This is a genomic window from Bacillus sp. Medicinal_06 (genome assembly GCF_056711665.1).
Map to the genome: position 1 here is coordinate 163458 of NZ_JBWYHD010000004.1, position 24629 is coordinate 188086.

Annotated in this window: 19 protein-coding genes and 2 pseudogenes; 17 read left to right on the plus strand and 4 right to left on the minus strand. The window is 36.3% G+C overall.

Features of this window, described 5'->3' with window-relative positions:
* The first annotated feature begins 3 nt into the window (after positions 1 to 3).
* Entirely contained in the window at positions 4 to 489 is a 486-nt protein-coding gene (locus tag AC1M36_RS11070) for a PH domain-containing protein (RefSeq protein WP_336450778.1), read from the plus strand.
* A 72-nt stretch (positions 490 to 561) separates the two neighbouring features.
* Here AC1M36_RS11070 and AC1M36_RS11075 read toward each other — a convergent pair whose 3' ends face one another.
* Complete coding sequence (locus AC1M36_RS11075; protein WP_479845862.1) at positions 562 to 1998, minus strand: alanine/glycine:cation symporter family protein; 1437 nt, start codon at positions 1996 to 1998, stop codon at positions 562 to 564.
* Positions 1999 to 2466: 468 nt separating this feature from the next.
* Positions 2467 to 3813, minus strand: coding sequence for an MFS transporter (locus tag AC1M36_RS11080; protein ID WP_431613043.1), 1347 nt, complete (start codon positions 3811 to 3813; stop codon positions 2467 to 2469).
* Between the two features lie 407 nt (positions 3814 to 4220).
* Between AC1M36_RS11080 and AC1M36_RS11085 the strand changes: the two genes are divergently transcribed.
* The 16 genes and pseudogenes from AC1M36_RS11085 (at position 4221) to AC1M36_RS11160 (ending at position 22594) form a co-directional block, all read left to right on the plus strand.
* Positions 4221 to 5825, plus strand: coding sequence for an ATP-binding protein (locus AC1M36_RS11085; protein ID WP_431613044.1), 1605 nt, complete (start codon positions 4221 to 4223; stop codon positions 5823 to 5825).
* Positions 5826 to 5845: 20 nt separating this feature from the next.
* Positions 5846 to 6520, plus strand: a complete 675-nt coding sequence (locus AC1M36_RS11090) for a response regulator (protein ID WP_336450782.1) — start codon at positions 5846 to 5848, stop codon at positions 6518 to 6520.
* 23 nt (positions 6521 to 6543) lie between these two features.
* A complete protein-coding gene (locus AC1M36_RS11095; RefSeq protein WP_479845863.1) occupies positions 6544 to 7524 on the plus strand; it encodes a tripartite tricarboxylate transporter substrate binding protein in 981 nt (326 codons plus the stop codon).
* 236 nt (positions 7525 to 7760) lie between these two features.
* The gene (locus AC1M36_RS11100) at positions 7761 to 8081 is read left to right on the plus strand and encodes a nucleotide pyrophosphohydrolase (protein ID WP_431613046.1); all 321 of its coding nucleotides are present in this window, start codon (positions 7761 to 7763) and stop codon (positions 8079 to 8081) included.
* 13 nt (positions 8082 to 8094) lie between these two features.
* Positions 8095 to 8302: pseudogene (locus AC1M36_RS11105) on the plus strand (TerD family protein); the annotation flags it as partial.
* A 181-nt stretch (positions 8303 to 8483) separates the two neighbouring features.
* The gene (locus AC1M36_RS11110; protein ID WP_479845864.1) at positions 8484 to 10451 is read left to right on the plus strand and encodes a DNA/RNA helicase domain-containing protein; all 1968 of its coding nucleotides are present in this window, start codon (positions 8484 to 8486) and stop codon (positions 10449 to 10451) included.
* A gap of 304 nt (positions 10452 to 10755) precedes the next feature.
* A complete protein-coding gene (locus AC1M36_RS11115; protein WP_431613048.1) occupies positions 10756 to 11157 on the plus strand; it encodes a (deoxy)nucleoside triphosphate pyrophosphohydrolase in 402 nt (133 codons plus the stop codon).
* 127 nt (positions 11158 to 11284) lie between these two features.
* Complete coding sequence (locus AC1M36_RS11120; protein ID WP_431613049.1) at positions 11285 to 14173, plus strand: DEAD/DEAH box helicase; 2889 nt, start codon at positions 11285 to 11287, stop codon at positions 14171 to 14173.
* A gap of 185 nt (positions 14174 to 14358) precedes the next feature.
* The gene (locus AC1M36_RS11125) at positions 14359 to 14685 is read left to right on the plus strand and encodes a nucleoside triphosphate pyrophosphohydrolase (RefSeq protein ID WP_336450788.1); all 327 of its coding nucleotides are present in this window, start codon (positions 14359 to 14361) and stop codon (positions 14683 to 14685) included.
* 119 nt (positions 14686 to 14804) lie between these two features.
* Positions 14805 to 16532, plus strand: a complete 1728-nt coding sequence (locus AC1M36_RS11130) for a sigma 54-interacting transcriptional regulator (protein ID WP_479845865.1) — start codon at positions 14805 to 14807, stop codon at positions 16530 to 16532.
* A gap of 414 nt (positions 16533 to 16946) precedes the next feature.
* Positions 16947 to 18551: an ATP-dependent acyl-CoA ligase gene (locus AC1M36_RS11135; RefSeq protein WP_336450790.1), complete on the plus strand. Its 1605-nt coding sequence runs from the start codon at positions 16947 to 16949 to the stop codon at positions 18549 to 18551.
* 35 nt (positions 18552 to 18586) lie between these two features.
* Positions 18587 to 19378: an enoyl-CoA hydratase gene (locus AC1M36_RS11140; protein ID WP_479845866.1), complete on the plus strand. Its 792-nt coding sequence runs from the start codon at positions 18587 to 18589 to the stop codon at positions 19376 to 19378.
* An 89-nt stretch (positions 19379 to 19467) separates the two neighbouring features.
* The gene (locus AC1M36_RS11145; RefSeq protein WP_479845867.1) at positions 19468 to 20904 is read left to right on the plus strand and encodes a GntP family permease; all 1437 of its coding nucleotides are present in this window, start codon (positions 19468 to 19470) and stop codon (positions 20902 to 20904) included.
* 317 nt (positions 20905 to 21221) lie between these two features.
* Entirely contained in the window at positions 21222 to 21560 is a 339-nt protein-coding gene (locus AC1M36_RS11150) for a magnetosome magnetite crystal formation protein family (RefSeq protein ID WP_431613051.1), read from the plus strand.
* Between the two features lie 3 nt (positions 21561 to 21563).
* Positions 21564 to 21845: a hypothetical protein gene (locus tag AC1M36_RS11155; protein WP_336450794.1), complete on the plus strand. Its 282-nt coding sequence runs from the start codon at positions 21564 to 21566 to the stop codon at positions 21843 to 21845.
* A 38-nt stretch (positions 21846 to 21883) separates the two neighbouring features.
* Positions 21884 to 22594, plus strand: a pseudogene (locus tag AC1M36_RS11160) (MerR family transcriptional regulator).
* 140 nt (positions 22595 to 22734) lie between these two features.
* Here AC1M36_RS11160 and AC1M36_RS11165 read toward each other — a convergent pair.
* Entirely contained in the window at positions 22735 to 23325 is a 591-nt protein-coding gene (locus AC1M36_RS11165) for a hypothetical protein (protein WP_336450795.1), read from the minus strand.
* On the minus strand, positions 23312 to 24094 hold the full coding sequence (locus tag AC1M36_RS11170) for an NERD domain-containing protein (protein ID WP_336450796.1): 783 nt from the start codon (positions 24092 to 24094) through the stop codon (positions 23312 to 23314). The genes AC1M36_RS11165 and AC1M36_RS11170 overlap by 14 nt, the downstream gene beginning before the upstream one ends.
* Positions 24095 to 24629: the final 535 nt, after the last annotated feature.

Here is a 24629-nt window from a genome sequence, read left to right on the forward strand (position 1 = left end):
GTGATGCAGTTAGAACAACAAGATTTGTTCAAAGGGGAAAGAGTTGTTATGGAGCGAAAAGCGAATGCAATGATTGATTTTGAAGAATTTGGTATGAAAAAAATGAAATATAACCCTTTTAGAAAACAGGAAGCAATTGGCGGAAAGTTATATGTAACGAACTATCGGCTTATTTTCAAATCACATGCTATAAATCGTGTAAGAGGGATGTACAGTATCCTACTACCTATGATTCAATCTGTTAAGGATGCGTCTTTTCTTGTGGTTAAGAAAATTGAAGTGTTATCAAAAGATCATACGTACATATTTGTCGTTTGGGGAATTCAAGAGCTTTTAGAGGAAATAGAAAGAGTGAAGAGCAATCTTTCGGTAGAAGAGAAGATGTGGCTAGAAAATATAAGGGAATCTGATGAAGAAAAATGTGGGGAAGGATTAAAGAGATTCAAAGAGATGGAAGAGATTGTGGAAATAATGGAGCACTTGTATTAAAAGTAGTCGGTAAATATACAAAAACAAAAATCCCTCTTATTACAAATATCAAATGTAATAAGAGGGATCTTTTTATGATACAGCTTGCTCTTCTTTTTCTACACGGTGATCTTCCCAACACTCTGTGTTCTGTAAGCCAGGAATAGAATCAGCTTGGAAAACGGGTGTCTTTCCAGCTTTCTTTTGCTTGATATAGTCTGCTAAAGCGGCGTATGCAAATTTACCAAGAAGGGTAATGGCAATTAAATTTGTAAATACCATAAGACCCATAAATAAATCCGCCATATTCCAAACTGTTTGAAGCGTCGCAACGGAGCCGAATACAACCATCGCAACCACCGCAACGCGATAAATCATTAACCATGCTTTACTTTCTTTAATGAATGCAATATTTGTTTCACCATAGTAGTAGTTTCCTAGTAATGAACTAAACGCAAATAAGAAAATAATAATCGCTAAGAAACTGCTTGCCCATGGACCAATTTGTGAACTTAATGCGTTTTGTGTTAACTCAATTCCTTCTAAATTCGCTTGCTTATATACTCCAGAACATAGGACTATAAATGCTGTTGAAGTACATACTAAAAACGTATCAACGAAAACGCCAAGCGCTTGAACAAGTCCTTGCTTTACAGGGTGTGAGACATCTGATGTAGCGGCAGCATTTGGTGAACTACCCATACCAGCTTCCGTTGCGAATAAACCGCGCTGAATACCGAACTTCATTGCTGCCCCAATGCCACCCGCAACTGCTTGATCTAAACCAAATGCACCTTTAAAGATTTCCAAGAACACATCAGGTAATATATAGAAGTTTTTAATCACAACAAAAACAGCTACGGCGATATAAACAATAGCCATTGGCGGAACAATCGTTTCTGTAATACGTGCAATGCTTTTAATACCACCAAAAATAATAATCGCAACGAGTGTAGCCATTGCAATTCCTACGATGTAACGTTCTAACCCAAAAGCATTTTCAAATGCTAATGTTACTGTATTTGCTTGTACAGAGTTGAAAATTAACCCATAAGTAACGGTAATCAGAAGTGAGAACCAAACGCCCATCCAGCGTTTATTTAGCCCCTTTTCCATATAATAAGCGGGACCCCCGCGGAAGCCACGTCCGTCTTTTATCTTATAAATTTGTGCAAGCGTACACTCTACAAAACTTGTAGCGGCTCCAATAATCGCGATGAACCACATCCAAAATACTGCACCAGGACCACCCATTGAGATTGCCAGTGCTACACCAGCTAAGTTTCCGATACCAATACGAGCTGCTGCGCTTAAACAAAATGCTTGGAAGGGGGATATACTATCCTTTTTCTTTGTCTTGCGGTTAAATCCATTACTGATTAACCGTATCATGTCACTAAAATGGCTAATTTGTACAAATTTTAATTTGAAAGAAAAATAAAGCCCGAGGCCGATTAACATTACAATAAGAATATATGACCATAAAATGTTATTCGTTATCTCAAGGAATCTACTAAAAGTATCGATCATGTAATGCACTTCCTTTTTTTATTTATAAGAAAAGTATATTTTAAAAATATCGTAGAAGCAAATCGAGTGTGGGAGAACGTTGATTTATAAGGGTTTTTAATATTTTTCTGGCTTTTTTGTTTTTTCTGAAATAACTGCATGGATTGGGGGAAGATGGCGAATTTTGTCGTTTGGTCGATATGTTGTGTCGAATCGCTGATATATGATGAGAAACGGTCGATATATTTGGGAAAGCGCTGATATATTTGGGGGAATGGTTGGTATCGTTTTATCGATTGATAAAGATGTCTCAGAATTAATAATATCGAAGAATGAACAAAGGATTCTTTGTCTATTCCTTTTCTGTAGAGATGCTGTATAAGTATCGTACGGAAAAAAGGTGTAGAGGGAAATGACTGGGAGAATAAAAAGTTTATTACCTGAACAATCCCTTGATAAACAAGGGATTGTTAGGATGAATTATGATAGTTAAGAGTGCCTTGAACCAGATTTGCGGACAGCTAACGTATCTTTATCAGTCAGCTCAGCTTCAATGTGAGAAGTTTTCGAAGACTCCCCCATGCGCCAATAAGTGATAAAGCTTATCGCAATACAACCAGCTACATAGAAGTAGAAAAGCGATTCGTGTCCAATACTCTTCAGCCATAACGCAATGAACTCAGCCGTTCCGCCGAATACCGCAACAGTGATTGCGTAAGGGAATCCCACGCCAAGGGCACGGATTTCAGTTGGGAAGAGCTCAGCTTTTACAATCGCATTGATAGAAGTATAACCAGTAACAATAATGAGACCGACCATCATAAGTAAGAAAGCAACGATAGGATATGTCGTTTGCTCCATAATTAGGAACAGCGGTACTGTCAGTAAAGTTCCCAATATGCCGAAACTAATTAATAGCGGACGGCGTCCAATCCGGTCAGATAACATACCGGCAATCGGTTGAAGTACGACGAATACCAGTAAGGCAATAAAGTTAATCCAGCTAACGACTTCCTTAGGAAGACCTACAGTATTCACCATGAACTTTTGTAAATACGTTGTGTACGTATAGAAGGCAACAGTTCCACCGAGCGTTAGCCCGACTACTGTTAATACTGCTTTAGGATGTTTCATTAAAGTTTTAATGGTTCCAGCACTTTCGCGGCTTTTAGAATCCATTTTTGAGAACTGTTCCGACTCATCCATCGTACGGCGCAGCCATAATACAGCTACTGCTCCCATTGCTCCGATAATGAAGGGAATACGCCAGCCCCAAGATTTCATATCCGGCTCGCTGAGTATTTGCTGGAGAACGATCTGAACACCAAGTGCTACCAGCTGTCCCGCAACAAGTGTTACGTATTGAAAGCTCGAGTAGAAACCACGGCGACCGCTACTAGCCATTTCGGATAAATATGTAGCAGAGGTTCCGTACTCTCCACCTAATGATAATCCTTGAAGTAGACGTGCAAGAACGAGAATAATAGGGGCCATTATACCAATGGTGCTATAACCTGGCGTACAGGCAATGATTAGAGAACCACCAGCCATAATGGTAATAGAAAGCGTCAATGCAGCACGTCGACCATAACGATCCGCATAACGGCCCATCAACAGACTTCCGAGCGGGCGCATCAAGAAGCCAACGGCAAAAATAGCAGCCGTATTAAGCAATTGACTGGTCGGGTCTCCCTTAGGGAAGAACTCGGCCGAGAAATACACGGCGAAAGCAGAATAGACGTACCAGTCGTACCATTCAATCAGATTTCCAACTGAACCTTTGAAGATGTTTCCTGTGATGCGTTTTGTATTTGCGCGATGGGTGGATTGAGCCATGATTAAGATCCTCCTTTGAACAAATTTCTTTTCTACATTTGAAAAACATCATCATGAATTAAAAAAAATGAAAGCGGATTCAATGTAAAAAGAATTATAATATTCTGTCGAATTAATCGCAATATAATGAAAATTTTGTTCTTTTTGTACTTTATGTACATGGACATTTCTATTTTCGAAAAGGCAATTAATTTTTGTTTTTTAGGTATCTAGTTTGTGATAGATACCGTTATTCATGTTCCTTTGATTAAAAAGGAATCCAATTATATCCAAATAAGATTCGTGTTATAAAAAGGTTGATTAATGGTGGATTTTATAATAATAATTAAACAGAAGATTAATATTTTAGAATATTCTTTTAAATAGTAGATGTATATGTCGATAATTTTTTGTTAAAGGGTGTAAACATGAATAAATCGCTTAAATTTTCATTACAAACGAAGATACTCACTTTAATTATTACGCTCATTTTATTTGTTGTTTTTCTTTTGTCAGGAATATTTGTTTACATCCAGTCTGTTGATACGAAACGTCAAGTTGAACAGCTGGCCCTGCAGACGGCTAAATCTATTTCTTTTATGCCAGAGGTTAAAGAAGCATTTCACACTGGTCATTCTAAAAGTTACATCCAACCAATCGCTGAACAAGTTTGTGAGCAATCAGGCGCAGATAATGTAATCGTGGAAGATCGTCATGGCGTTGTCTATTCACACTCCGATCCCGATTGGATTGGTAGAGAAATAGACAATCTGTATAACGATCAAGCACTCAGTTTTGGAGGGTACTATACGCTAGAAGGAACAGGAACAACTGGTCCTGCTTTAATGGCGAAAGCACCGATTATTGTGGATTATGGGGACTATGATCAAGTAGTAGGGGTCGTTACAGTAGAGTTTCTGAAAAAAGGTATCCAGTCCAATATATTGAATCAAACGAAAGAAATTATTCTATTCTCGTTGGCTGTCTTGCTAGTTGGAATAGTTGGAGGGACGCTTTTAGCGCGAAGCATCCGAAAAGATACGCTTGGTCTTGAACCGAATGAAATTGCTTCGTTGTACCGAGAGCGTAATACGATACTGCTATCTATAAAAGAAGGAATCATTGCCATCGACCAAAAAGGGCTCATTACGATGATGAATACTTCTGCGAAGGATATGTTGAGTTTAGATAACGATTATTTACACCGACATATTACGGGAGTTTTTCCAGATTCTCATATGATGAGGGTACTTGAGATGGGGATTATGGAAAACAATCAAGAAATTCAGTTTAAAGATAAAGTGTTCATTTTAAATATGACACCTATAGTGGAAAATAGCCAAACTGTTGGCGTTGTATGTAGCTTCCGAGATAAAACAGAGTTACAAAGATTAATTGATACGATCTCTGAGGTGAGAAAATACTCAGAAGATTTACGTGCTCAAACTCATGAATTCACAAATAAGCTTTTTGTGTTATCAGGTTTACTTCAATTAGGTCATTATGCAGAGGCATTTGAATTTATCCAACAAGAATCTAGCGTTCATCAAAGTCAGAATCATATTTTATTTCATCAAATTCTTGATACAAAAGTACAGGCTATTCTACTCGGGAAATTGGGAACAGCGTCTGAGAAGAAAATTCAGTTCAATATTGAAGGTGATAGCACGCTTAATCCATTGCCAGATCATATTGAAATCTCACATCTTATCACTATCCTTGGAAACATGATTGACAATGCATTTGATGCGGTTAGTAATCAATCGGAAAAATGTGTCTCTTTTTTTGTTACGGATATTGGCAATGATGTTGTCTTTGAAGTGATAGACAGTGGAATAGGTGTGCCAAGTGAAAATATAGATACGATCTTTGAAAAAGGTTTCTCCACGAAAGGAAACAATCGCGGTTACGGATTATCGAATGTGAAAGAAATGGTAGACTCCCTTCAAGGAACGATTGAAATCACTAACTCAAAAAATGGAGGAGCTATTTTTACAATCTATCTTCCTAAGAAATTGGAGGAGAATAGATAAAGTAGGAGGGGGATGTACATATGTTGAAGGTTGCAATTGTAGAAGATGATTTCCGAGTAGCACAAATTCAGGAAGGCTTTTTATCAACAATAAAAGATATAAAAGTGGTAGGGAAAGCATTGAATACCAAAGAAGCAATGGAACTGTTAGAAAAAGAAGAAGTTGATTTACTTTTATTAGATATCTATTTACCAGATGGAAATGGTACAGACTTGTTGCCGAAGATTCACGTAAAGTTTCCAAACGTTGATGTGATTATGGTTACCGCAGCTAATGAAACAAGTATGCTCGAAAAAGCGATTCGAAACGGAGTATGTAATTATTTGATTAAACCTGTTACGCTCGAAAAATTCGTTCGTACTATTGAAGATTATAAGAAAAAGAAGCAACTATTAAATAGCCAGAGTGAAGTCAATCAGCCGTTAGTTGACATGTTTTTTGGTACTGCCCAAACAAACGATACTACTCAGAAAAACTTACCTACAGGTGTTGATCCGCTATCACTGCAAAAGGTAAAAACAATCATACGGGATTTAAAGGGCGGCATTACAATAGAAGAAATGGGAGAACAGATGGGAGCTTCACGAACAACCGCAAGAAGATATTTAGAGTATTTAGTTGCGACGAATGAATGCACAGTAGAGTATACATATGGCATTATCGGGCGTCCAGAACGTAAGTATCGCCTTGTATGAAACGGGGGATAGGAATCATAATCATGAGAAAAAGATCGTTCGCATTCATATGGCTACTTGCAGGGGCGATAGCAGGATGTTCTTTAGAAAAGCCCCAAACTACTAACAAACTAGACATAGACCAAGTGGAATTCGTTGCACCCAATGTTGCAGGTGCAGGGTGGGACTTAACAGCACGAGCGATGCAAAAAACATTGCAAGAAGAGAAAATTTTCACAAAACCAATTGTTGTAACGAACAAAGTAGGCGGCAGCGGTGACGTAGGATGGAAATATACAAAGAAAAAAGGCGGTCATGTACTTGCGATTAATTCGAGCTTACTCATAACGAATCATCTATTAGGTCACAGTAAGCTAACATATAAAGATTTCACACCGATTGCTACTTTAGCGGCCGAATGGGAAGTCGTGGTAGTGTCAAAAGATACTAGCATAAACAACGCAAAAGAGCTAATGGAGAAACTAAAGAAAGGCAAAAATAAGATGAAAATCGGCGTTGCCCCCGGTTTAGGCAATGACGATCACTTATCATTTGTACAAGTAAGTAAAGCATCTGGAATCAACCCTGCGGAGCTTAATTTTTTCGTCTATGAAGATAAAGAGAACGTGATAAATGCTTTAATTGATAAGCAAATTGATGTAGCGACACTAACCTTATCAGAAGCAGAAAAACAATACAAAGCAGGAAAAGTGAAGATATTAGCCGTATCCTCTCCCGAAAGGTTAAAAGAACTACCAGAAGTTCCAACTTGGAAAGAACAAGGGATTGATGTCGTATTTCAACATTGGAAAGGAGTTATGGGACCTCCTGATATGACAGAAGAAGAGGTTGCTTATTGGGATGGGGTTATTGGGAAAATGGTTGGAACAGATACGTGGAAAAGTATTTTGGTGGAGAAGGGATGGGGGAATTTTTATAAGGATAGTGGGGAGACGAGGTTGTTTTTGGAGCAAAAGAGTGAGGTGTATGAGGGATTGATGTATGGTTCGGGGGTGGGGGAATAATGGACAGTATTTCAAATGATAAGGTGTAAAAGTTATTTAATCATACGGTGTAGCGTATGATTTTTCTTTTGTAGATAGTTTGTTAAAATAGTAGTAATTGTAATTAATTGTAACTGTGGGGGTTAAATCCTAAAAATTTGTTTATAAGGTATGAAGAAAACTATATTCTTTTTATAAGTTTGTCCAATTTGTAAAATAGGATATAACTATGTTTGTGTTGTAGAAGAGGAGCGATTGTGTTGAAAAAAATTTGTGAAAAAATTCTAGAATTTCGTGATCAAAGAGATTGGAAACAATACCATAATGAGAAAGATTTGGCCATTTCAATTTCATTGGAAGCAAATGAGTTACTTGAAAATTTTCAATGGAAAAGTAGTGAAGAAGCGCTTGCTACATCTCGACAAAATATAAAGGAAGAGATGGCTGATGTATTTATATATTTAATTCAAATGGCCGACAAAATGAATGTAGATTTGGAGGAAGAAGTTCTTAAAAAGTTAGAGAAGAATGCAAAGAAATATCCGGTTCCTCAAAGAAGAGAAGGAACCGTCAAATAATTATTTATAATATATAAATATAAAACCTAAGCTGGTAACAGCTATCCTTGAATGGAAGACAAATAAGGATTTGGATCTATATTGTTTCTATGTGACAAAGGCTGGAGAAAGTAGGAAAGACCTATTATAGAAATTTAGGATCTTCTAATGTGTCGCTGTATATTGTGTTTGATGGAGATGCACAAGAACCAGTTAAAGAAACGATTCGTATCTATCAACCATAAGAATGAGGAGAATTATGTGAATTATTGTAAATGATGCAATGAAATAAGTTCTTAAAGATATTGTCGAATCTCTAAGAAAATAGTTTTGGACAACATGTGGTGTAGAAACAATGGAGGAGTTGGCTGTGAATTTAAGGAGTAATTTGATGTATACGGTTTAGGGAGAGGAAATAGAAAAATGATTATATATGAAGCAACTAAAAGTGAATTTCTAGAAGATGTATTTCATGATGAATTGGTTACAAATATTTGTAGTAATTATAATGAGAAAATTGGAAAGATAAATGAGAGAGAAGTAAGGGCATGGGATAATTCCATGCAGTATATGTATAGAGTGCTAAGCGATCAAGAAATACCTGATAATGCTGGAGTTGCGATTGAGTTTAAAATTCCCCATACTTCCAAGCGAGTTGATTTTCTTATTACTGGTACTGACAATAATGCTAGTCCATCTGTTGTGATTGTGGAGTTAAAGCAGTGGGGAAGTATTGAAAAAATTGAAGATAAAGAGGCTATTGTTAAAACAGCTATGAATAAGGGGATGGTTGAGACAACTCATCCATCGTACCAAGCCTGGTCTTATGCTGCTTTAATAAAAGACTATAATGAGAATGCACAGCAAGAAAATATGAATCTTTATCCATGTGCATATTTGCATAACTATATTAATTTAGGAGAAGTTGATCCTCTAACTGATTCTATTTATGAGTATTACATTGAAAAAGCTCCTGTTTTTGTTAAAGGTGATTCTGGAAAATTACGTGATTTTATTAAAAGAAATATTGTGTATGGAGATAACAAAGAGAACTTATATAAGATAGAAAAAGGTCGGATAAGACCTTCGAAGTCACTGCAAGATGTGCTCAACAGTATGTTGTTAGGGAATCAAGAATTTATCATGATTGATGGTCAAAAAGTCGTTTATGAAACAGCTCTAAAACTTGCAAATAAGGCAATTCGGACGAATACAAAACAAGTTTTAGTAGTGGAAGGTGGTCCTGGTACAGGGAAATCTGTCTTAGCTATCAATTTATTAGTAGAGGCAACAAATCGTAGCTTAGTAGCTCAGTATGTAACGAAGAATGCAGCACCAAGAAATATATATGCAACGAAGTTAAAACAAAGTTTTCGTAAGGGACATATTGATAATTTATTTAAAGGTTCAGGGAGTTACATAAATGCACCTACAAATGAATTTGATGTTCTTATCGTGGATGAAGCTCATCGACTTAATGAAAAATCTGGCATGTTTAATAATCTAGGAGAGAATCAAATTAAAGAAATTATAAATGCTTCCAAGCTATCTACATTTTTTATAGATGAAAGACAACGAGTTACTTTAAAAGACATAGGTAGTATTAGAGAAATTGAAAATTTCTCACAAGAGATTGGGGCAAATATAACAAAATTAAAACTAGATTCACAATTTCGATGTAACGGATCTGATGGTTATTTGAGTTGGCTTGATGATGTTTTACAAATTCGTGAAACAGCTAATTCTAACTATATCGGTACTAATTATGATTTTCGGGTATATTCAAATCCTAATGACTTAAGAAAAGAAATTGAGTTACTCAATGAAAACAACAATCGCTCCCAATTAGTAGCAGGATATTGCTGGGATTGGATTAAAGAAGGAAAGACAAATACGAATATGCATGACATCGTGTTACCTAATTATAATTTTGGGATGAGTTGGAATTTAAATAATTCTGCAACTTGGGCAATCGATAAAAATTCTATTCATGAGATAGGGTGTATTCATACATGCCAAGGTTTAGAATTTGATTATGTTGGTGTCATTATAGGTGATGATTTAGTCTTTCATGAAGGAGAAGTACTTACAGATTATACGAAACGTGCAAAAACGGACAACTCCTTAAAAGGTTTGAAAAAAATGTTGAAAGAAAAACCCGAGGAAGCTGAAAAACTTGCAGATGAAATTATTAGAAACACATACAGAACTTTAATGACAAGAGGGCAAAAAGGCTGTTTCATTTATTGTACCAATAAAGAATTAGAAGAGTATTTCAAGAAGAGATTTAATGAAATTCAACAAAATTATGGTGTGAATGAATTCTTTAGTAGACCATCTAGCGTGGCGGAGAATAAAGGATGTTATAAAAAAGAGGGAATAGATCAGTAGACGGAATTGTTTTTTTTATGACTATTTTTAATGTTTTCTTAACTAAAATTGTTTAACCGAAATAGATTAGCAGCTAAATTTGCTGTACTTATCTAGTCTCCATCATCAATCACCCTTTCATTCTATATTTATTTCTATTAGTATAAAGGGGATGAGAATAGTGGGCTAATTAATCTGAAATAGTAAATGAGATAATAACAATGACACAGGTTTGATCCCACTGATTAAAAAACATATTAGTTGTTAAAATATATAGAAGGAATCTTTTGTATGATAGAGTTTCTGTTAAGTCAAGGAGGACGCAATGAAAAAGAATATTTATGTTGTTGGAGCAGTAATTATTGAAGATGAGAAAATTTTATGTGCACAAAGGGGACCATCTAAAGCGCTGCCTCTTAAATGGGAATTTCCAGGTGGGAAAATAGAAGAGGGAGAGTCACCTCAAGAAGCATTGCAACGTGAAATTAATGAAGAAATGCATTGTAAAGTGCAGATTGGTGAAGAAATTGAGTATACTGCTTATGAGTATGATTTTGGTATTGTGCATTTGAAGACTTTTTACTGCAAGCTGATTGAGGGAAGCCCAGTGTTAACTGAGCATGTAGCGATGAAATGGTTATATCCAAATGAACTTGCCTCTTTAGATTGGGCACCTGCTGATATTCCGGCTATTGAGAAGTTATCAAAGGGATCTTTTGTGAAATAATGTTATAAAAAATACATGAAGCTATTCACAGTATGTGGATAGCTTCATGTATTTTTTATAGTAAATTTGCACCCTGAAACAGTGAGTATTACAATTAGTATAAAAATTTGTCAAAAATGGTGATCATATGGAGAATTTTATTCGAAAGTTAGAAGCATCTTTATATAGAGGGTTTATCGATCAAAAATCTAGTCAATCTGGGAATTATAAACCTAAGTTGTTAGTAAACAATGCAAGAAAAAATGAACATGTTTTAACTTCATTGCTGGAAGAGCTTGAAAATAGTACCTCCTTTATTTTTTCAGTCGCTTTTATTACAGAAAGTGGCCTGGCTACTTTAAAATCCCATCTTCTCGATCTGAAGCGAAAAGGAGTTAAAGGGCGAATATTAACATCAACGTTTTTAAATTTTAATCAACCAAAAGTATTTAGAGAACTAATGAAAATAGAAAATGTAGAAGTAAGATTAACAAATTTAGCCGGTTTTCATTCAAAAGGATACATATTTAACCATAAAACTCATTATTCGTTGATTGTTGGAAGTTCTAATTTAACAGCGCATGCGTTAAAAGTAAACTATGAATGGAATGTAAAGCTAACATCGCATGAAAACGGAGAGATTGTTCATCACTTCAAAAGTCAATTTGAAGAAGTGTGGAAAGACGCTCAAACATTAACTACAGAGTGGATTAATAATTACGAAAAAATTTACAAGCAAATTGATAATAAAGTAGCGGATCAAGTTATAGAATTACCTGGTCAATATAGTAATTCTATTGAGGAAGCTTTGAAAGTTGTTCCAAATAAAATGCAACAGGCAGCGCTGCAAGAAATACAGGCTGTTAGAGATGCTGGAAAAGACAAAGGATTGGTTATTTCGGCAACCGGAACGGGTAAAACATACTTGTCAGCATTTGATGTGAGACGTTTTGCACCTAAGCGTATGTTATTTATTGTTCATCGTGAGCAAATATTACTTAAATCAAAATCAGATTTCCAAAAAGTTCTTGGTGGTATTGATAACGATTTTGGAATATTCTCAGGATCGAATAAACAAACAGATGCCAAATATTTATTTGCGACCATTCAGACCATTTCAAAAAAAGATAACTTATCTCAATTTGATCCAGAGGCATTTGATTATATTTTAATAGATGAAGTTCATAAAGCTGGAGCACAGTCTTATCAAGACGTAATTGAGTATTTCAAACCTAAATTTTTAATGGGGATGACCGCTACACCTGAACGGACAGATAACGTCAATATTTATGAGTTATTTGATTACAATGTTGCATATGAAATTCGGTTACAGGAAGCACTTGAAGAAGATATGCTTTGTCCGTTTCATTACTTTGGAGTAACGGATTTTGAATATAATGGGGAAACGATTGATGATACTACAGTTTTATCTAAGCTTGTTACTGAAGAACGCGTAAATCATATAATTGAAAAAGTTCAATACTATGGTTTTTCTGGTGAAAAAGTAACAGGATTGATGTTTTGTAGTCGAAAAGAAGAGGCAGAACAATTATCCCGTGCACTAAACGAAAAGGGTTTCCGCACAGTAGCATTAACAGGGGACCATTCTCAAGAAGAAAGGGCACTTCAAGTAAATCAATTAGAAAACGGAATGCTTGATTATATTTTAACTGTAGATATTTTTAATGAGGGAATTGATATCCCAAGTATTAATCAAGTGGTCATGTTAAGGCAAACTCAATCTAGTATTATTTTTATTCAACAGCTTGGACGGGGACTTCGTAAGCATGATTCCAAAGATTTCGTTACGATCATTGATTTCATTGGTAATTATAAAAACAACTATTTAATTCCAATGGCGCTTTCAGGTGATAAATCACAAAACAAAGACAATATACGTAGACGTACAAATGATACAAGCTATATTAAAGGTATTTCAACGGTTAACTTTGAAGAAATAGCAAAAAAACAAATCTTTAAGGCTATTAATAATAGTAATTTAACTGCATTGAAAATTTTAAAAGAAGCTTATGTTGAGCTAAAAAATAGAATAGGTAGACTCCCATATCTATACGATTTTATATTAAACCACTCTATTGATCCTACTGTACTTGCGGAAGGGTATTCGAACTACTATCAGTTTCTATTAAAAATGAAAGAAGAAGTTCCTGTACTAACAGATTATGAAAATAAAGTTTTAACAATGTTTTCATTAGAAGTATTGAATGGAAAACGTAAACATGAAATTATTTTACTAGATTTGTTATTACGCCAAGAAAAGGTTAACCATGATGAGTATCTTAATTATTTAATAGAATCTAATTGTCAAACAGACGATGCTACCATAGCTTCAGTTCAACGTATTTTTGATTTATCATTCTTTACGCAAAATAGTAAGAAAAAATATGGAGAAAAACCAATTGTTACTTATTCTGAGCATAAAGACTATATGTTTAATGATTCAATCCGTGAGAGTTTAAAGCGAAATAATTATTTTAAAGAAATGATTATTGATATTATTCGAAGTGCAAAAGAAAAAAATGAATTTTATCAATGCGATAAACCGCTTACTTTGTACAAGAAATATTCAAGGAAAGATGCTTGTAAATTATTAAATTGGGATAATGATGAACACTCAACGATGTATGGATATAAAACTAAACATCATACTTGTCCAATATTTATTACGTATCATAAAAAGGATGAGGTAGAGTCTAGTGTGAATTATGGTGATGAGTTTCTCAACCAAGAAGTTCTTAAATGGTATACCAGAAGTAAGAGAACATTGAAGTCCCCAGAAGTCCAAACGATCATTGAGGCAGAAGAAAACAACATTGACATTCACATTTTTGTAAAAAAGGATGATGGTGAGGGGAGTGACTTTTACTATTTAGGTAAAGCAATTCCTGATAAAAAGAGCGTGGAACAAACGGAAATGGAAGATAAGAAGTCTGTTGTTACAATGAATATGATTATGGAGCATGCTGTTGAAAATAAAATTTATTCTTATATTAAGGAAGGACATGCTTTGAGTTGAATTTAAGCGATATGACCATTCATGATAAGAAGCTGCTAAATAATTAATTGATGAAAAGGTCCTCTAACAAATTTATGATAAATTTGTTAGAGGACCTTTTCAAATTTTAGGAATGCTGTATGGATGCGTATAGGAGAATAGGGTTCGTGTTATAATTGAAGAAAAATCCAATCGGAGGAATCCCAATGCCAACCCACAACAAACTAGTCCGCGACCGCATCCCAGAAATAATCAAACACAACGGAAAAACACCAATAACAAGAATACTAAATGATAAAGAATACATAGAAGAAGTAGGCAAGAAAATAGGAGAAGAGTTAACGGAGTATTTAGAAGCAGAAAGTAAAGATCATAAGGTAGAAGAACTAGCCGATCTATTAGAACTCATAAACACACTAGCTCAGCACGAAGGTGTAACACTTGAAGATGTGGAAAAAATACGGGAACAAAAAGCAGAACAACGCGGTGGTTTTCAGGAGCGAATCTTTTTAGTTGAGGTACATGATGACTAAAGTTTAGCTTAACCTTTAAAGCATATATTGGCTTAAAATTGTCCGAATATTTCACAAGCTGTTATAAAATAGATATATAAGATGCGAGAAAGAGCAAGATTTAACGGGGAGGCTTCCAAATGTATACGGACGAAGGAGGAAATTTACAACTAACGAGTCAAGCTCTTCAGATAATGAATAACGGAATTGCGGTTACAAACAATGATGGAACAATCACATTCAGCAATCCAGCATTTTGCAGCATGCTAAACAAAACAGAAAACGAAATAATAGGTAAGCACATATCAATGATTATTCCTAATCGTAAAAAGCTAGTAGTAAATCAGAATGATAGTTTGCACAAGTACGAGTGTAAGATTGGCAACCAAGTGTTCACCGTGAATGAATCCCTTGTATATCAAGATGGGAAAGAAGACGGATTGATTGTCATTTTAGAAAACAAGGAGAAAAGTATACAGTCCTTGGAAAGTACGATCAGCCGATATGAAAATGCTTTGAATTTATTGTCTGAATGTATTATAGGGGTGGATGAGCAAGGAATCATCAATTTTTTTAGTGGTGCTTATGCACAATTTTTAGGAATTGATGATCCGAAGGAAGCGATTGGGAAGCATTGTACGGAGGTTGTTGAGAATACGAGGATGCATATTATCGTGAAAACGGGACAGGTGGAAATTGGGCATATTCAGCGAGTTAATAGTCAGAATGTTATTGCAAATCGCATTCCTGTTATGAAGGAAGGGAGGGTTATTGGTGCGATTGGTAAAATCATGTTTCATGATATCCAGCAGTTTAAAGTTTTGGCGGATCAGATTAGCACAATGGAATCGAAGTTATCATACTATCAAACTGAGTTAAAGCGACTGCAAGAAGGAAGGTTTTCGTTTCAAAGTATTGTAGGAGAGAGTGCGAAAATGGAAGAAGTGAAAGCGATGGCTTTGAAGGTTTCGAAAAGCCGGTCTACGGTTTTGATAAGAGGCGAAAGTGGAACGGGAAAGGAGCTTTTTGCTAATGCAGTTCACCATGCGAGCCCGCGTGCTGATGGTGCGTTTATTCGGTTGAATTGTGCTGCGATTCCGAGGGATCTTTTAGAAGCTGAATTGTTCGGGTATGAAGAGGGTGCTTTTACCGGTGCGAAAAAAGGTGGTAAGCCAGGGAAGATTGAGTTGGCTCATAAGGGAACTTTGTTTTTGGACGAGATCGGAGACATGTCTTTGGACATGCAGGTGAAGTTGCTTCGGGTGCTGCAAGAGAAAGAGATTGAAAGAATCGGTGGCACAAAAACTCACAAGATTGATGTCCGCTTTATTGCGGCGACACATCGGAATCTCCGTGAAATGGTGCAAAGAGGAGAGTTTAGAGAGGATTTATATTATAGGCTACATGTGTTTGGAATTGATATTCCTCCGCTAAGAGAGCGAAAGGAAGATATCGTACATTTAACGGAATTTCTAATTCGGAAATTGAATGAGGAGCTTAGTAGTCGTGTTCTTTCATTGGACGGCAGGGTAAGGGACATTTTTATGGAGCATGATTGGCCGGGGAATATTCGGGAGCTAGAGAATGTGCTGGAGAGAGCGATGAATGTTGTGGAAGGAACGGTTATTCAAGTGCAACATCTTCCTGTTTATTTACGGCAAAAGAATTTGGAAGAAGCGCTAAGTTGTGAGGGATATCAAGAGAAGAACGAGATAAGCTATTCACTGCAGGCGGAAGTGGAATCCGCTGAGAAAAGGGTGATTGCGAGGGCTTTGGAAAAGACAGATGGAAATATAAAAGAGGCAGCGGAGCTTTTGGGGATTCATCGGGCCAGCTTATATCGAAAAATAGAAAGATACGGAATGTGATGAAGGGATGTAAAGGGCAAATAGGCCCTTTTTTTGTTTGGTTCACAGTAATACATGCTGTCTCGTTTTTGCGACGCTTTCTTATATATGCGACATGATCGCTACCATTTGTAGCATATATGCGACATGTGAAGGTGGATATGTAAGGGCGATCGGGGAGCTTGTCCTTGAAGGAGTAAGGAAATGGGCAATGAGTCGATTTTTGGCATAACTCTTGCTATATAAAGTGAAACTTTAATCAGTGGGGGTTTTCTTCATCCCCCACTGATTATTAGTTGAACCAATCGGGCTTTTACGGGCAGTTAATCTCCCGCCTATCTTCCTCGCTTCTTTCTAAATCTTGAGGTGGGAGTCTTACTGCCCGTTAATGCGGGATAAATGAAAAGAATTGTAATAGGAAGGGGATGGAATCTAGTGCTAGAGAATCAGAGTTTGCCACATTTTCTTATGCAAAGTATCGACAAGTCGCCTAATAAGGTGTATTTACAATTTGAAGAACAAAGGGTTACGTATGAGGAGCTTTATCACCGAATTACAAGGGCCGCAGCGGGACTTTGTGAACTTGGTATTCAAAAAGGTGACAAGGTTTGTATTATGCTTCATAACAACCCTGAATATCTGGATGTATGGTTTGCTTTATCTTTTATGGGAGCAATTGCGGTGCCTCTTAATGTGCATTTAAAGGGAGAAGGCTTGCGGTATATTGTATCTCACTCTGATTGTAAGTTAATCATCGTTGATAAGGAATTTGTTCCTCAAATTGCTTCTTGTTTACCATTTATACAAAGGGAAATTTGGATTGTTGTTTACGGTAATAATGAAAGCGCAATCATATCGGATAATGGTGAAGAACGACCGGTAATCGGATTGAAAGATGTATTGCATACAAATCATCACTATCTTCCAAATGAATCTGTTTCTTCCTCTTCTATCAACAGTATCCTGTACACCTCTGGAACGACTGGATTACCGAAAGGGGCCATGTTAAGTCATTCTGCTTATGTCCATTCTGCAAAGTCATTCGCTACCTATATGGTTGGCGCAAATTCGCAAGATATTTTATTTACGGCGCTGCCGCTATTTCATATTAATGCTCAAGCTCATACAGTACTCGGTGCGATTTCTTCCAATGCGACGATTGCGCTTGGAAAGAGGTTTAGTGCTTCACGTTTTTGGGATGAAATTCGCAGTCACGGCGCAACGATTTTCAATTCTTTAGGATCTATGATTCCGATTCTTTGTAAGCAACCGGAAAAAGAAAACGATTATGAAAATCCAGCAAGGGTGACAGCTTGTGCCGCTACGCCTAAGGAATTTTGGAAACCGTTTGAGGAGAGGTTTGGCGTTCGGATTGTAGAAGGTTACGGATTAACGGAAACGACAGGGTTTTGCGTAACGAATCCATTGAACGCGAATAAGCCACCTTCTATCGGAAAACCGTATTCCTACGTAGAGACGAAGGTTGTGAATGAAGGTGGAAACGAAGTGCGGACTGGTGAAATCGGAGAGATTTTTATTCGTGCTTTACAAGGAAAAACGTTCATGGACGGTTACTATAAAATGCCGGATAAAACAGAAGAAGCGATGGAAGGAGGATGGTTCCATACTGGGGACCGCGGTTACCAGGACGAGGAAGGCTACTTATACTTTTGCGATCGAATCAAGCAGTGTATTAGAAGGCGCGGAGAAAATATCTCGTCTTGGGAAATTGAAAAGGTCGTGAATAACCATCCGAAAGTGCTTGAATCCGCTGCGATCGGTGTTCCATCAGAAGTGGGAGAAGAGGATGTCAAATTATATGTGATTGTAAAACAAGGGGAAACGCTGTCCCATGAAGAGATTATTGATTGGTGCCAAGAACGCATGGCTTATTTTATGGTGCCACGATACGTTCAGTTCAGTGAGTCTTTCCCAAAAACCGCAACGGAACGGATTCAGAAGTTTAAGCTGCAGGAAGAAGGAATCGGTACTGCGTGGGATCGCGAGCAGGCCGGATATGTCATTAAAAGAACGAGTTAAAGTACCTCATTACATATTGGAAAGAAGGGATTACATTGGAAAATAAGCGAGTTGTTTCATGGTCTAAAGAAAAGGGAATCGCCACTATTATCATTGATAACCCTCCTGTGAATGTACTGAGCTACGCGGTGATTGAGCAAATGACGGAGGTTGTTGATGAAATTGAGAGAGATGATGAAGTCATTGTTGTGCTTCTAACTGGCGCTGGAGAAAAAGCTTTCGTTGCTGGTGGGGACATTAAGTCATTTCCAGAATGGATTGGAAAAGGAAGTGAATATGCAGAGGGAAAAGCATTGTGGCTCCAGAACCCGTTAAATAAAATAGAAAGCCTGCCGAAGCCTGTCATCGCTGCGATTAATGGATTAGCGCTTGGGGGCGGGTGTGAATTAGCCCTATCATGTGATTTACGGATTATGGAAGACCATGCCAAAATCGGTCTTCCGGAAGTGACGCTAGGTTTGTTTCCAGGTGCGGGAGGAACGCAGCGTTTGCCTCGTTTAATAGGAGTTGCGAGGGCAAAAGAAATGATGTTTACTGGTGAACCGCTTAGTGCTGAAGAAGCCCTGCGAGTTGGTTTGGTGAATCATGTTGTTCCGCGCGGCGAAGCGTTGAATAAAGCAAAAGAACTGGCTGCGAAAATGGCTCGATTTTCTCTTCCTGCTTTGTCGTTGATGAAGCAATCTATTAATAAAGGATTATCGTATTCTCTTGAGGAAGGGCTAAAAATAGAGGCTGAAAATTTGGGCCATGTCTTTCAAACGAGTGATGTAAAAGAGGGAGTGGGTGCTTTTATAGAAAAGAGAGTACCGCTTTTTCAGCATAAATAAAAAGAATACGATGTCTACCTTTGGTAGGCATCGTAACAACATATGTAAGCGTAAAACAAATTTGGGAGAATTGAGGGGGGACTACAGTTATGGATTTATTGATTGTGTTGTTATCGCTCGGCTTGCTTATATTTGTGGCTTATCGAGGATTCTCGGTCATTTTATTCGCTCCGTTATGTGCTTTGCTAGCGGTGTTTTTGACTGATCCAGCGCACGTTTTACCGTTCTTTTCTAATGTTTTTATGGCGAAGATGGTCGGATTTATAAAATTATACTTTCCTGTGTTTTTGCTTGGAGCGATATTCGGTAAAGTGGTTGAAATCACTGGAATCGCAGAAAAAATCGCGAAAATCATCATCCGTTTTATAGGTGTGAAAAGAGCGATTCTTTCCATCGTGTTAATGGGGGCGATTCTTACATACAGTGGCGTTAGTTTATTTGTCGCAGTATTTGCGATTTATCCATTTGCGGCGCAATTATTTCGTGAAGCAAATATTCCAAAACGTCTTATTCCAGCAACAATTGCATTTAGTGCATTCACGTTCTCTATGGATTCGCTTCCTGGATCACCTCAAATTCAAAATGTGATTCCAACTACGTTCTTTAAAACAGATATTTATGCAGCCCCTACATTAGGAATCATTGGAGCGTTATTCATTTTTACATGCGGCATGCTGTATTTGGAAAGGTGTAGGAAGAAGGCGGCGGCTAAAGGAGAAGGTTATTTCGGAAAAGGTGATGTCGCTTCTGAAATGGCTGCGACAACTAGCGCGCAAGCGGCACCAACACCGATTGTTTCAGGTGATGCAATTCCAGTTCGTTACTGGTTGGCTTTTCTACCGCTTGTACTAGTTGGAGTGATGAATAAAGTCTTTACAGAATTTATTCCTGTTTGGTATACAAAGGGATTTGATTTTGCGTCCATCGGTTTGAAGGAGTACGGAACAATTGATATGGCACAAGTTGTAGGTATTTGGTCAGTGGAAATCGCACTTCTTATTGGTATACTAAGTGCTATATTATTAAACTTCCAAGCGGTAAAAGAACATTTTCAATCTATTACAAGCGTGGGTGTAAGTGGTTCCATCTTAGCTGCGATGAATACGGCAGCCGAGTATGGATTCGGTGCTGTTATTGCAGCTTTACCTGGCTTTGTTATGATCCAAAATTATTTGACTGGGACATTTTCCAATCCTTTAATCAACGGAGCGGTTATGACGAATATATTGTGCGGGCTAACGGGGTCAGGATCGGGCGGAATGAGTATTACGTTAGGTTTAATGGCAGAACAATATATTGAAGCAGCGGCGAACTTTGGTATTCCATTAGATGTGCTGCATCGCGTTATCGCAATGGCGGCAGGAGGTATGGACACTCTTCCGCATAACGGAGCAGTCATTACTTTGCTTGCAGTGACAGGATTAACGCACCGGGAAGCGTATAAAGAGATTTTTGGTATTACGTTAATTAAGACGGCTGCGGTTTTCTTCGTTGTTGGCGTGTATTTGATGTTTTCTATTGTATAAGCGTAAACAAGCCATCATTTTATGGAGTGATGGCTTGTTTGTGTGTCTATGTATATGAAAAGGCCTTCTTTTAAGCCATTGCCAATATATCATCATAGGAGGCTTAGTTAAGCTGTAATTTTTAAAGTTGTTCCTTTGTTTAATAAGGAAATGGGTTTAACGCAAAGCATGGTAGGTATCATCGCAAACTTTAGTTAATGACGATATAAAAAACAGAATAGATTTAAAATTGGTCTGTAATTTTTGAAAAAATTCCATCTCCCCTCTTGAACTTCCCCTAACGTCACCCTCTACGATAAAAAAAAGGGGGGGATTCTATGAAAAATACCACAAAAGAAAAAACAAATATCATCATCATGTTACTATTCTCGGCTATTGTAGGCATTTTCTCACCACTACTTATGTACATTACGCTAGCACGTAAAAATGAAGTATACAAATACCATTGTCGAAAAGCTTTCAATTTTCATTTGCTGATATTTCTTTTATTCAATATTAGCTCACGTATAAGCTCAGTTTTATTCTGGATTGTGTTTGTTTTTGAAGTAATCCAAGTAGGAATCGTCGCATGGAAAGTAATCCGTAATGAGCCGTACCGATACCTCATTCGCATTCCGTTATTTAAAGAAGACAAATACGCTATGGAAGGAGAATAAGTGATGAAAACAGAAGTGGAAACAAAGAAAAAGAGAGTTGTTATTGTGATAATGGCTTTTCTTGCTGCTGTTTATTTGATGATGCGAAATAGAAACAATGATCTGTACGATGGTGATGAGGAATATGATAGTTGTGGAAATTCAACTCGAAACAATTTCAAGTTGTTATTGCTTATAGTAATGTTGTTCCAGTTTGGGCTGCGACTGAAGAATTATACAGGTATATCGGCAAATGTTTCTGCAATGATTCAACATGCGATTAGAAAACGAAATATTGAGTTGTAAATAAAATTTGAAAAGTAGGTGAAACCATGTCCTGAACTATTAGCGAATTTGCCAGTATAGCTGATGTAACAGTACGAACGCTTCGGTATTATGACAAAATTAATCTATTAAAGGCAAGCGATTATACAGAAGGTGGACACCGTTTATATGTGAAAGATGATTTGTATATATTGCAATAAATTCAAGCGTTGAAGCACTTTGGATTTTCACTAGGAGAGATTCAAAATATCATTTTCCAAAATGATATTCCTAAGGAGAAATTTATGGAGCGAGTCCATTTTCAACGAGAGTTACTTTTGGCAGAACAAGAACGAATTACGAAGGTACTCAAACATATGGATGAAATGGTAGAAGTAGTAGAGAAGGAAGAAAGAATCGATGTATCTTTATTTTGTTCTTTCTTGCAAACATTCATAATGGAAAAGGAAAATAGAGAGTGGTTAGAAGAGCGAGGAATACAAGATGTTGATGATAAGGAACTAAAATTGAAATTCAATCAGCGGTTTATGAGTTTAATTAAGCAGGTAAAGAGATATAAGGAAGAGAAGAAGGATCCATTGCACGCTGATGTTCAAGCGGTTGTGAAAGAGCTTTATCATATAATAGAAGAAATCATTCAAAGTGCAGGTGTATCACAAGCTACCTTTGTAAATATTGCAAAACAAGATGATATTCCACTAGCTGAATTCCCTACCCTGTTAACAAAGGAAGAAGAGCAATATTTAAAGGAAGCGATGAAGGGGATTTAGTGATAAAAAGGTACCCTAATGAATCCATACTCCATTTTGAACTGCCCCCCGAATCGTGGACAATAAAAAAGACCATGATTCGGGGGCAGTTCATTTGGTATAGTGATTTTTTAATCATTAACTTGCATAATTCATGTTTTTTATAAATTATCAAACGTCTTAAATATTTTATCTACAACATTATCTGCTGTAATGTCAGTAAGCGGAATACGTTTACTGGTTATTTTTTTTACTCCCCAATAATGCTGATTACTGGCTTCCTGATCTCTTGCAGTGATATGTAAATAGGATTCATTTTCTTGAATATTCATAATATCATTTCGTCGTAGAGGATAATAAAATCTCCAGTGATTAGCTGGAGAGCAGCCAGATTTCCACTCTTGCAGATTATCATATTCGAATTTAGAAAGTCGTATACAAGGAAGGTCCGTTAACCTTTCTAATTCAGATTCTACATTATACAGTTCAATTTCCAGTACATAAATAGGACCATCTCGCCATTCATTTTCCAACTGAATATCATTTTTATTTTGAAATAACACTATGAAGTCTTGAATAAACCAACCCGAAGGACTACTATCCGATTTGTAACGTAAAAATTTATCTACAACATTTATGTAATTACTTTTCTCTGGTCCGATTATTTTACAATAATCTATTAGTTTTTGAACATTTTCATATGACTGATAAACAACATGGAATGCATTCCGAATATTTTCAGCTGAACTCATGATATAATCCCCCATCAATTATTAATTCCGTATGAAACCTAATTTTAACTTTATTATCAATATCGAAAAGGAAATATTCGTCACCATTTATTGATTTCGGAACTTCAATATTCATATTTGTAAAATCTTCGAATCCTTTTCGTTTGAGCAGTGCAATTATATCATTAATAATAACTTGGTAATATGAGTCTGTTACATGTAAGCTTTTTAGCTGAAACAAAATATCCTGCCATGATATATAACCAAACTCAACATTATTCTCTAAAATATTTCGCTTCAAGATATTTTCATAAATTTCTTTACAAGAATGGCGGTCAGCAATAAATAGAAGAATCTTCTTCTTGTGTTTTCCTTTTTGTGACAAAATTCGAGATTCACGGGCTAACTGGTTGATACTTTTTTTCATTTCTTTTTTATTTGTATCTTCGTTATCTTTATTATTTGAAATATCATCATCTGAAGATAATCCACTTATATACTTCACTTCAATCCCTATGATTGTATTTTGAAATTCAATAAGTGCATCAATTTCACCTTCTTGATTATATGGCCAAAATTGTATTTTATCAGCCCAAAATTCACATTTTATATTTCTAATTTTGTCACCAACGAATTTTGGATACACTCCATTTGCAAGTATTTTCCCCATTGCAATAGAAAAAGGGAGGTATCTTAATACCCCAAACACATTTCCAGTCAAATTATCTTCTAGCCGTTCCGTTAAATTTGAACCAGAACGGCTTATTTTTCCTTTTATTTCAGCTATCATTATAATTCCCCTAACATCGTTATTAAACTTCTCTGAATCATATAGAATTCAATAGATAAACAGTTTTTAAAAATATTTTTCATGGATGAGATCCCAATTAAATACATAGTTATTCTTTAATTGAATCAAAGGATTATATGGATTCACTGTATTATATTCTAGTACGGAACTGGCCTTATAAAAAATCCCTAGTGTTTTCAGAATAGCTATCTTGATTTACATAATGTAGATGATTGCTCTCTACTATAAAGAATTCAAAATTATATTGATTAGAATAAACATATTCTTCTAAATTCATAAGATCATTATAAGAAAACTGAAATTGAAAAGATAATCTTTAACTGTTTCGGACATCTCAATCTATTCAATTTTGTTTCTAAATTCTTTCATCTCAAGAGGGAACGTTTTGTTAGTATTGAAAATAGGTTTAGTCACCTATATTTTACTAAATAAACGGAATCAAGAGTGTCTTGTCTATAGAAAATATTTGGTCGTTAGGAGCGCATTGATGAAGGTAAACTTTTTGTTTTGTTAT